This is a genomic window from Diaphorobacter sp. LR2014-1, assembly GCF_002916785.1.
Lineage (GTDB): Bacteria > Pseudomonadota > Gammaproteobacteria > Burkholderiales > Burkholderiaceae_C > Diaphorobacter > Diaphorobacter nitroreducens.
This window is the reverse complement of sequence record NZ_MTBE01000039.1, coordinates 17,269-27,070: the sequence shown is the minus strand read 5'-3', so window position 1 is coordinate 27,070 and position 9,802 is coordinate 17,269. Positions and strand designations below refer to the sequence as shown.

Annotated in this window: 11 protein-coding genes; all 11 read right to left on the bottom strand. The window is 65.7% G+C overall.

Features of this window, described 5'->3' with window-relative positions; all coding sequences use genetic code 11:
- On the bottom strand, positions 1-638 hold a 638-nt coding region (trbL, locus tag BV908_RS19120; protein WP_103738912.1), incomplete at its 3' end, for a P-type conjugative transfer protein TrbL.
- Positions 635-955: a hypothetical protein gene (locus BV908_RS19115; RefSeq protein WP_016851776.1), complete on the bottom strand. Its 321-nt coding sequence runs from the start codon at positions 953-955 to the stop codon at positions 635-637. The genes trbL and BV908_RS19115, both read right to left, overlap by 4 nt.
- A 12-nt stretch (positions 956-967) precedes the next feature.
- Positions 968-1,693, bottom strand: coding sequence for a P-type conjugative transfer protein TrbJ (trbJ, locus tag BV908_RS19110; protein ID WP_003111085.1), 726 nt, complete (start codon positions 1,691-1,693; stop codon positions 968-970).
- A complete protein-coding gene (gene trbE, locus BV908_RS19105) occupies positions 1,690-4,143 on the bottom strand; it encodes a conjugal transfer protein TrbE (RefSeq protein WP_003111086.1) in 2,454 nt (817 codons plus the stop codon). Before trbE ends, trbJ begins: the two co-directional genes overlap by 4 nt.
- Positions 4,144-4,158: 15 nt before the next feature.
- On the bottom strand, positions 4,159-4,431 hold the full coding sequence (locus tag BV908_RS19100; RefSeq protein ID WP_003111087.1) for a VirB3 family type IV secretion system protein: 273 nt from the start codon (positions 4,429-4,431) through the stop codon (positions 4,159-4,161).
- The gene (locus tag BV908_RS19095; RefSeq protein ID WP_003103996.1) at positions 4,428-4,811 is read right to left on the bottom strand and encodes a TrbC/VirB2 family protein; all 384 of its coding nucleotides are present in this window, start codon (positions 4,809-4,811) and stop codon (positions 4,428-4,430) included. The genes BV908_RS19100 and BV908_RS19095 overlap by 4 nt, the downstream gene beginning before the upstream one ends.
- Positions 4,808-5,860, bottom strand: a complete 1,053-nt coding sequence (trbB, locus tag BV908_RS19090) for a P-type conjugative transfer ATPase TrbB (RefSeq protein WP_103738936.1) — start codon at positions 5,858-5,860, stop codon at positions 4,808-4,810. The genes BV908_RS19095 and trbB overlap by 4 nt, the downstream gene beginning before the upstream one ends.
- The gene (locus BV908_RS19085) at positions 5,857-6,321 is read right to left on the bottom strand and encodes a ribbon-helix-helix protein, CopG family (protein WP_103738935.1); all 465 of its coding nucleotides are present in this window, start codon (positions 6,319-6,321) and stop codon (positions 5,857-5,859) included. Before BV908_RS19085 ends, trbB begins: the two co-directional genes overlap by 4 nt.
- Complete coding sequence (locus tag BV908_RS19080; RefSeq protein ID WP_033475076.1) at positions 6,318-8,321, bottom strand: conjugal transfer protein TraG; 2,004 nt, start codon at positions 8,319-8,321, stop codon at positions 6,318-6,320. Before BV908_RS19080 ends, BV908_RS19085 begins: the two co-directional genes overlap by 4 nt.
- 236 nt (positions 8,322-8,557) lie before the next feature.
- The gene (locus BV908_RS19075) at positions 8,558-8,836 is read right to left on the bottom strand and encodes an EexN family lipoprotein (protein WP_031656913.1); all 279 of its coding nucleotides are present in this window, start codon (positions 8,834-8,836) and stop codon (positions 8,558-8,560) included.
- On the bottom strand, positions 8,833-9,777 hold the full coding sequence (locus BV908_RS19070) for a LysR substrate-binding domain-containing protein (protein WP_103738934.1): 945 nt from the start codon (positions 9,775-9,777) through the stop codon (positions 8,833-8,835). The genes BV908_RS19075 and BV908_RS19070 overlap by 4 nt, the downstream gene beginning before the upstream one ends.
- Positions 9,778-9,802 lie beyond the last annotated feature (25 nt).

The following is a 9,802-nucleotide window of genomic DNA, read 5'->3' as shown; positions in this document are numbered from 1 at the left end:
ACCAGAACCTTGACGCCGGAGGCCACCACGTTGCCCAAGACCTTTTCGGCGAGGAACGCGGTCTTGTTCCAGAGCGCGAATGGCACCAGCACGAATCCGGCGAGCGTGGTCAGCTTGAACTCGATCAGCGTGATGAACAGTTGGATCGCCAGCACGAAGAAACACAAGACCACGACCAGCCACGCGAGGAACATCACCACGATGGGGTCGAGGTTCACGAACACTTCGGGAAAGCCCGCCATCTCGCCGATCTGCTCCAGAATCGGCGCCCCGGCGTCGATGCCGGTTTTCGCCAGCCGGCCCGGCTGCAAGAAGTTCTCCATCGTGATGGCCGAGCCGGTGGCGGTGATGCCCAATCCCGCAAACGAGCGGAACACGATGCTGGCCAGCCAGTTGAAGTTATTGATGATGTAGGCGAAGGCACCGACGTAGAGCACCTTGCGCAGCAGCTTGGCGATCACGTCCTCGCCCTGGCCGGTGGCATGGCTCATGGCCCAATACAGGCCGGCGATCGTCATGTCGATGACGATCAGCGTGGCAGTGAGGAACGCCACTTCGCCCCGCAGCAGCCCGAAACCCGAGTCGATATAAGCGGCAAAGGTGTTGAGGAACTGGTCGATGATGGTCACGTCATTCATGGCGTGTCCTCCGGTTCGGCGGGAACGGCCGGCGCCATGCCATCGGCCGGTTCCTCGAAGCTCGGCGGGATCGGCGGCAGGTCGCCCAGCGTCTGGTATTCATCCGGCCCGGCCTGGCCGGAGAAGAAGCGCCGCCGGAAGGCTTCGGCGGCGGCACGGCAAGCGTCCTCGCCCGTGGCCTGCCGGTCGGCCGCGCATTGCGCGCGCAATGCCTTCAGCCGCACGGGATCGGCGGCCAGGGCATCGGCAAGGTGGTCGGCCGGCTGCTCGCCGCAAGCGGCGAGCAGCGCGACACACAGGACGAGGACGCATCGCATGGCGGCCTCCCGTCAGTTGCCGTAGAAGTTCACGGACTGCGGCGTGTACGGCGTGCCGTCGCCCAGGAAGCGCCGCCGCACCTCGCGGGCGCGCTCCGTGGCTGCCGCCTGCCGCGCCAGCTCCAGCGACGCCGCCCGGTCTTGCGTGATCTGGAGCCGCTGCGACTGGATCGACTGCTTGGCCTGCAAGGCCAGCAACTGATTCATGGCCTGCATCGCCTGCAACGCACCTTCGGCCGACTGGCTCTTGCCCACAAGATCGGCCAGCACGCTTTCGTCTTCGCCCAGGTTCTGCGACACCTGCGCCTGCATCTGCATGGTGGTCTGCAGGCCGTTTAGCGTGTTCCGCCAACGCTCCTGCGCGTCGCGGTACATCTGGTCGCCGCTGACGGTGGCGGCGTACTGCTCGGGATACAGGCGCGCGAACTCCCGATCCAGACTCGTCACGTCGTAGGCCAAGCCCCTGGCCTGGGCGATCAGCCGCTCGGTCGTCGCCAGATTGGCGCGCAACTGGTTCACCACGCTGGACGGCAGGCTGGCGAGGTTGCGCGCCTGGTTCATCAGCATCTGCGCTTCGTTCTGAAGCTGCTGGATCTGGTTGTTGATCTGCTCCAGCGTGCGGATCGCGGTCAGCGTGTTCTGCACGAGGTTCGTGGGATCGACCACGACCCATTGCGCATGGGCGGTGGCAGTGCACAGCATGGCCGCGATGGCGGCGGCGATAAGGCGCTTTTTCATGACAGGTTCTCCAGGGGTTGGTCAGCGAGGGAACCCGGCGCGAGGCCGGGGAACGAGGGCAGCAGGTCGGCCGCCCAATCGAGGCCGCGATGGCGCAGCCAGGCGCCCGCGAAGCCGGGCACGCCGGCGTCCAGCAGCACGCGGTCTATGTCCCGCTGGTCTTGCGGCGTGGAGGCGCCCGCAAACGCCAGCGCCGCCGGCCCCAGGTCGAGGTCGAACAGGCGGTTGCCGAGGCGGGATTGGTAGTAGTAGTCGCGCTTGGGCTGCGCGGTGGCGACGATTTCGATCTGCCGCCTGTTGAGGCCGAAGCCCTCGTAGATCGTGCGAATCTGCGGCTCGGTCGCCTGCGGGTTGGGCAAGAAGATCCGACTCGCGCAGCTCTCGATGATCGCGGGCGCGATGCTCGAATCCTTGATGTCGGCAAGGCTCTGCGTGGCGAAGATGACGCTGACGTTCTTCTTGCGTAGTGTCTTGAGCCACTGGCGGATACGCGCGGCAAACACCGGGTCATCGAGGAACAGCCACGCTTCATCGAGGATCAGCAGCGTGGGCGCCCCGTCGAAGCGTTCATCGAAACGCGCAAAGAGGTAATGCAGCACGGCCATGACGGCGGCCTTGCTGTGCATCAGCTCCTCCATCTCGAAGCACTGCACGTCGGCCATGCCCAGCCGGTCGTGGTCGGCGTCCAGCAGCTTGCCGTGCGCGCCACCGAGCACATAGGGAGACAGCGCCTGCCGCAGCGTGTTTGATTGCAGCAGCACGGAAAGTCCCGTCATCGTGCGCTGCTCCACCGGCGCACCGGCGAGACTTCCCAGCGCCGACCAGATAGCCGCCTTCTCGTCGGGGCCGACCGCCACGCCTTCGTGCAGCAAGCGGCCTTCGATCCATTCGGCGGCCCACGTGCGGTAGCCCTCACGGTCAATGCGCGCGAGTGGCTGGAAGGCGATTTCGCCATCCGTGCCCAGGTCGTAGTGTTCGCCGCCCAGGCCGAGGATCGCGGCCCGCATGGAGCGGCCCATGTCGAAGGCGAAGATGCGCGAGCCGCGATAGCGGCGGAACTGCATCGCCAGCGTGGCGAGCAAGACCGACTTGCCCATGCCAGTCGGCCCCGCGACCAGCGTGTGGCCCACGTCGCCGATGTGCGTCACCAGCCGGAACGGCGTGGCGCCATCGGTACGTGTCACGATCAGCGGGGGGCCGTCGAGGTGTTCGTTCTTCTCTGGCCCAGCCCATACCGCCGACACCGGCATCATGTGCGCCAGATTCAGCGTCGAGACGATGGGCTGGCGCACGTTGGCGTAGGCGTTGCCGGGGAGCGAGGACAGCCAGGCATCCACGGCATTGAGCGTTTCAGGCATGGTGACGAAGCCACGACCCTGGATGACGCGCTCCACCATGCGCAGCTTCTCGTCTGCGACGGCAGCGTCCTCGTCCATGACGGTGACGGTCGCCGTCAGATAGCCGAAGGCGACTTGATCGCTGCCTAGCTCCTGCAAGGCAGCGTCGGCATCAGCGGCCTTGTTGTTGGCGTCGGTATCGACCAGCGGGCTTTCCTGCTGGAAGATCGTTTCGCGCAGCAGCGCGATGACGTTCTTGCGCTTGGCGAACCACTGGCGGCGCAGGCGTGAAAGTTCCTTTTCCGCCTCGGCTTTGTCGAGGCAGAGAAAGCGCGTGCTCCAGCGGTACGCAAAACCGAGGCGGTTGAGGTCGTCCAGAATCCCCGGCCAGGTCGAGGTCGGGAAGCCCCGCACCGACACCACCCGCAGGTGCTGATCGCCTAGCATGGGCGCAATGCCGCCAACCAGTGGGGAGTCGGTCAGCAGCGCGTCGATGTGGAAAGGCACTTCGGGAACGCCGATGCGATAGCGTCGCGTCGAGATGGTGGCGTGCAGGTAGGTCAGCGTCTGCGCGTCATCGAGCCAGTCAATTTCCGGCATCACGCCGTCGAGCAGGTCAAAGACGCGATCCGTTTCCGCGACGAAGGCTTGCAGCCGCTCGCGCCAGTCCACGCCATTCGTCGGCGTGTTCTCGTAGAGCATCTTGGCTGCACGAGCGCGGGATTCCTCCGGCGGCAGGTACACCAGCGTCAGGTGATAGCCGCTCTCGAAGTGATGGCCGGATTCCTCAAACGCGGCCCGGCGTTCTTCCTCCACCAGCCACGAAAGCGGCTCGGGAAACTCCGAGCGCGGATAGTCGGCGGCCGCATGGCGCTCGGCTTCGATGAACAGCGCCCAGCCCGATCCCATGCGGCGCAGCGCGTTGTTCAGTCGCGCCGACGTGGCGATCAGTTCGCCTTGCGTCGCGCTGTCGAGGTCAGGCCCGCGAAACCGGGCCGTGCGCTGGAAACTGCCGTCCTTGTTCAAGACGACGCCCGGTGCGACCAGCCCGGCCCAAGGCAGCCAGTCGGCAAGCAAGGCAGGGCGCTGGCGGTATTCGGCGAGGTTCAGCATCGCGGCGTCCTCCCCTCACACGTCCAGCAGCGGGCGGTGCTTGATGTGCCGGGCGAAGACCTGCATGAACTGCGGATCGACGCGCGCACCCCACACCGCCAGCGAATGGCCGACGATCCAGAGCACCACGCCGGGAATCCACAGTTGCAGGCCCAGGCCGACAGCGGCGGCCAGCGTGCCGTTGGCGATCGCCACGGTGCGCGGCGCACCGCCAAGCAGAATCGGCTCGGTCAGCGAGCGATGCAGCGGCACCTCGAAGCCGTCCGCAAAGGTGTCCGGGCCATTCATACGACCGCCCCGCCGGAGAAGCTGAAGAACGACAGGAAGAAGCTCGAAGCGGCAAACGCGATGGACAGACCGAAGACGATCTGGATCAGCTTGCGGAATCCCCCGGACGTGTCGCCGAAAGCGAGCGCGAGGCCCGTGGCGATGATGATGATGACGGCGACGATTCGTGCCACCGGCCCCTGGATGGATTCGAGGATGGATTGCAGCGGGCCTTCCCACGGCATCGAGGAACCGGCGGCCTGCGCGGTTCCGGCCAGGAACAACAGCAGCGCGGCCAGCAGCAGCCCTTGCCCCGCAGGGCGGGCCAGGCAGCGCAGCCGCGCAAGACGCAAAGCCGGATTTGCAGAAAAACGGAAAGCAGGAATGGTCATCTGCGTCATGGCAGTTCTCCAAGTGAGTCAGGGGATGGGGAAGTCGCCGCAGCGGGTGCGGCATCGGGAAGTGGCGGCAGCTCGGGAAACGGCGTTTCCAGCGCATCCGCCAGTTGGTAGCCCACGCCGTCGAAGCCGACGACGCGGGCGATGCTCTCGATGCGGCGCTTGCGCCCGCGCCCGGCGATGTGGATCACCACGTTGACCGCCTCGGCGATCAGCGCACGGGGCGGATTCACCGCCACTTCGAGAATCAGTTGCTCCAGGCGCAGCAGCGCGCCGAGCGCGGAGCCGGCATGGATCGTGGCGATGCCGCCGGGATGGCCGGTGCCCCACACCTTGATGAGATCCAGCGCCTCGGCGCCGCGCACTTCGCCGACGACGACGCGATCAGGCCGCAGGCGCATGGACGAGCGCACCAGCTCGGTCATCGACACCACGCCTGCGCGGGTGCGCAGGGGAACGTGGTCACGGGCCGCGCATTGCAGCTCCACCGTGTCTTCGAGCACGAGAACGCGGTCGCCCGTGGCGGCGATCTCGGCCAGGAGAGCATTGGCCAAGGTCGTCTTGCCGCTGCTGGTGGCACCGGCGATCAGGATGTTCTGCCGCTCGCGCACGGCCCGTACCAGAAAGCCCGCCTGCGCGCTGGTCATCATCCCGTCGATGACGTACCGCTCCAGCGGGATCACGCCGATGGCGCGCTTACGCAGCGCGAAGGCTGGCCCCGGCGCGGCGGGCGGCAAGATGCCCTCGAAGCGTTCGCCGGTCTCGGGCAGCTCGGCCGACAGCAGCGGCTGGCCGCGATGCACTTCCGCGCCGACGTGGGCCGCCACAAGACGGATGATTCGCTCGCCGTCCGCTTCGGACAGCTCCACGCCCATCGGCGCACGCCCCGATGAAAGCCGATCCACCCAAAGGGTGCGGTCGGGATTCAGCATGACTTCCACCACGTCCGGGTCTTCGAGCGCGGCGGCGATCAGCGGCCCCATCGCCGTGCGCAACATCTGGATGCGCCGGTCGAGCGACGTGGCGGTCATGGATTGCGGAACGGCGCTCATGACGCACGCTCCTGTGCTTGGGCGACTGCCGCCGCTTCCTCCATCCGCATCGGATCGGGGTGCAGTTCCTCCACCACGTCGCGCACCAGGCTGCGGCCCCGCAGCAGGTGGCGGCCAAGCTGCTCGGTGAACTGCTCGAAGCGCGCTTTGCCCTGCGCGCGTGCCGCGTCTTGGTGCGCCTCGGGAACCGGCGTGCTCACGGTCAGGTAGTAGCGGATGAACAGCGCCAGCGTTTCGATGGCGATGTTCTGGTCGCGCTCCATGCGCTCGGCCTGGCGCGACAGGCGATCAAGCCGCTTGGCAATGGCCGCCTCGCGCTGGTCGGCGGCATCGGGCGACAGCCACGATGCGAGCGCCGCCGCGACGATGGACGACTTGGACACGCCTTTCTTGGCGGCCAGTTCGTCCAGGCGCTTGGCGTGCTCCGGCTGGATGAACAGGTTGAGGCGGTAGTGGCTCATAGCTCGATTCCGTCGTTGGGGTCGAGGGAAGCCAGCCGCGCCGTGCGCTGCATGGCCGGGTCAAGCTGGCGAGGAAGGGGAAGCGGCAGGTCGTCGTCGTCATCGAGCAGCGCGAGGTCGGCAGCCGGCACGGCCAGCTCGGGGGCGTAGGCGACGGTTTCGGAGAGTTCGGGTTGACGGCGTGGGCCACCGTCATCGGCAGAGGCAGCGAAGCCCTCAGCGGTATCGGACGCAGGCGCGACGGGCATGGCGGGAATAGCCAGGCCGCTCCAATCATCCGAGCGCGACGGCGGCGCGTCCGCGTACTGCCCGTTCGCCAGTGCAGGCGGCGGCAGCACGCGGCGCTTGAAATTGGCGTCCGCGTAGTAGCGCAGCTTCTTCGCCTTGATCGGCGCCACGCTGGACACCATGACCACCGCCTCGTCGGGCGGAAGCTGCATGACTTCGCCCGGCGTCAGCAGCGGCCGGGCCGTCTCCTGGCGCGACACCATCAAGTGGCCCAGCCACGGCGCGAGCCGGTGGCCCGCGTAGTTGCGCTGCGCGCGCAGCTCGGTGGCCGTGCCCAGCGTCTCGGAAATGCGCTTCGCCGTGCGTTCGTCGTTCGTGGCGAACGTCACGCGCACATGGCAGTTATCCAGAATCGAATGGTTCTGGCCGTAGGCTTTGTCGATCTGGTTGAGCGACTGCGCGATGAGGAAGCTGCGGATGCCGTAGCCCGCCATGAAGGCCAGCGCCGTCTCGAAAAAATCGAGCCTGCCCAGCGCCGGGAACTCGTCGAGCATCAGCAGCAGCTTGTGGCGGCGCGCGATGCCGTCGGAGCCATCAAGCGATTCGGTTAGGCGCCGCCCGATCTGGTTGAGGATCAGGCGAATCAGCGGTTTCGTCCGCGAAATGTCCGAAGGCGGCACCACCAGATACAGCGACACCGGATGTTCGGCCGCGATCAGGTCGGCAATGCGCCAGTCGCAGCGCGAAGTGACTTCGGCCACCGTGGGATCGCGGTACAGGCCGAGGAACGACATGGCGGTGCTCAACACGCCGGAGCGCTCGTTATCCGACTTGTTGAGCACTTCGCGCGCAGCCGATGCGACTACCGGATGCGGGCCATCGCCCAGGTGGGGCGTGGTCATCATCCGGTGCAAGGTCAGCTCGAAAGGGCTGGCCGGATCGGACAGGAAGTTGGCAACGCCGCGCAGCGTCTTGTCTTCGCCCGCGTAGAGCACGTGCAGGATGGCCCCGACCAGCAGCGCGTGCGAAGTCTTTTCCCAATGGTTGCGCTTCTCCAGCGCGCCTTCGGGATCGACCAGAATGTCCGCGATGTTCTGAACGTCGCGCACTTCATGCGCGCCGCGCCGCACCTCCAGCAGTGGGTTGTAGGCTGCCGACTTCGCATCGGTCGGGTTGAACAGCAGGCAGTGCGAGAAACGCGAACGCCAGCCGGCGGTGATGCTCCAGTTCTCGCCCTTGATGTCATGGATGACGGCGGATGCCGGCCAACTCAAGAGTGTGGGAATGACTAGGCCCACGCCTTTACCCGAGCGCGTGGGCGCGAAGGTCAGGACGTGTTCCGGTCCTTCATGACGTAGGTACTGGTGATCGTGCTGACCGAGGAACACGCCGGCAGGCTGTGTGAGGCCGGCCTTGCGAATGTCGTGCGCATTCGCCCATCGCGCCGAGCCGTAGGTCGTGACCATGCGTGCCTGGCGCGAGCGCCAGACCGACATGGCGATGGCAACGACCACGGCGACCATGCCGCTGGCGCCGGCAATGGCACCGCCGGTGTCGAAGACCTCCGGCGCATAGGCGCCGAAGAAGAACCACCACTCAAACAGCTTCCACGGGTGGTAGATCGACGTGCCAAGAAAGTCGAACCAGGGCGAGCCAAGGCGTACTTGATAGCCAAGGGCCGCCGCTGTCCATTGTGTGGCACCCCACACACCGGCGATCACGATGCCGAATACCACGGCGATCTGACCGAACAGCACGTTCGTCCCTTGCATGACCTGGCCTCCGCTTTCTCCTGCGCTGGTTCCTCATGGAAAGCGCGGCACAGGGACGTGCCGCAAGCGTCAGGATCGGTGCCGGATCAGTGCTGGTCAAAGACCGTTTCAAGCAGAAAGGTCGAGCAAAAAGACAGAATGAATGCAGCGGCAGGCCAAAGAAAAATGCCGCAAGCGAAGGCGCATTGCGGCGTGTCGAACAGAAATATGAAGGCGAGGCGGCGAGCCGCCAACGGTCAGAACTTCGGCGATTCTTTCGGCGGCGTGTAGGGCGTCTCGCCGTCGCCATAGAATCGCTTGCGCGTGGCTTCGGCCACCCGGTTGCACAGCACGTCGCCTAGCTTGGGGCGATCCGTCTTGCATTGCTGGCGCAGTTCCTTCAACCGTTCGGGGTTGGACGCCAGTTCTTCCACCGTCGGGATATTCGCTTCCGACGTGTTGGCCTTCGGAGGCGTTTCGGACTGGCCGCAAGCAGTCAACGCGGCCGCCAGTAAGAACGGGATGATCTTTTTCATGGCTCAGGTTCCTCCAGGGAATCGGATTGACGGCCCGACTTGGGCCTTGGGGGTTCCGGTGACTCGATGGCCTGCACGCGCTCAATGAACCGCGCCAGCACATCGGACGGCTCGCCGGCGGGGTAAAGCAGGTAGGTTGTCAGCGGCGGCACGCGCAACGCCAGCGGTCGGGCCACTACGCCGGAGTCAGGGTTCGCGGCAATGCGCGCGGCACCCGTAAACCCAAGTGCGAAACCGGCCGATACCAAGGCCATCATCAAATCACACGTAGCGACCCGTTCTGCGACCAGCGGCTCCATGTCGGCCCGACGTAGCACCCGATCGACGAATTTGGCATGGCCTTCGCACACTTGTGGATCGCATAGAACCAGCGGATAGCGCAGCAGTTCCTCCAAAGGGATGCGCTTGTGTGCCAGCAGCGGATGTCGCGCTGGCACCGTCACGATGAGCGTGTCTCTCCAGACAGGCATGGTGGTGATGCCATCGCCCACTTCATCGGACTGCGCAAACCCCACGTCGTACAGATCGTCATGCAGCCCCTTGATCTGCTGTGACAGCGGCACCTCGAAGAATCGGAGTTCAACTTCCGGTTCTTCCTGTCGGCATAGCGCCAGTAAAGCCGGTAAGCGCGACGGTGTGATGCCGTCCGACAACGCCACGCGCAATTGTCCGTGGAAGCCGTGGGCCGCCGCTTTCACGCTATCGCGTGCTTGTTCCAAGACTGTGAACACGCGGCGCACGTGTTCCAAGAACAGCTTTCCAGCACGGGTCAGTCGCGTGCTGCGCGTGGTGCGGGCGAACAGCACAACGCCAAGTTCTTCTTCTAGCTCCTTGATCGCACGCGACAGTGGCGATTGTTCGATGTGCAGCTTTTCCGCCGCGCGGGCGAAGTGGAGTTCTTCGGCCACGGCCAGGAAACAGCGCAGATGCCGAAGTTCCATTTCACCCCTCCCGTATCCGGTAGGA

Bases quoted from the DNA above. Each gene is read 5' to 3' on its own strand.
- BV908_RS19075 (WP_031656913.1), bottom strand. From the start codon at position 8,836: ATGAAAAAGATCATCCCGTTCTTACTGGCGGCCGCGTTGACTGCTTGC.
- BV908_RS19095 (WP_003103996.1), bottom strand. From the start codon at position 4,811: ATGACGCAGATGACCATTCCTGCTTTCCGTTTTTCTGCAAATCCGGCT.
- trbE (WP_003111086.1), bottom strand. From the start codon at position 4,143: ATGCTGAACCTCGCCGAATACCGCCAGCGCCCTGCCTTGCTTGCCGAC.
- BV908_RS19085 (WP_103738935.1), bottom strand. From the start codon at position 6,321: ATGAGCCACTACCGCCTCAACCTGTTCATCCAGCCGGAGCACGCCAAG.
- trbB (WP_103738936.1), bottom strand. From the start codon at position 5,860: ATGAGCGCCGTTCCGCAATCCATGACCGCCACGTCGCTCGACCGGCGC.
- BV908_RS19080 (WP_033475076.1), bottom strand. From the start codon at position 8,321: ATGCAAGGGACGAACGTGCTGTTCGGTCAGATCGCCGTGGTATTCGGC.
- BV908_RS19115 (WP_016851776.1), bottom strand. From the start codon at position 955: ATGCGATGCGTCCTCGTCCTGTGTGTCGCGCTGCTCGCCGCTTGCGGC.
- trbJ (WP_003111085.1), bottom strand. From the start codon at position 1,693: ATGAAAAAGCGCCTTATCGCCGCCGCCATCGCGGCCATGCTGTGCACT.
- BV908_RS19100 (WP_003111087.1), bottom strand. From the start codon at position 4,431: ATGAATGGCCCGGACACCTTTGCGGACGGCTTCGAGGTGCCGCTGCAT.
- BV908_RS19070 (WP_103738934.1), bottom strand. From the start codon at position 9,777: ATGGAACTTCGGCATCTGCGCTGTTTCCTGGCCGTGGCCGAAGAACTC.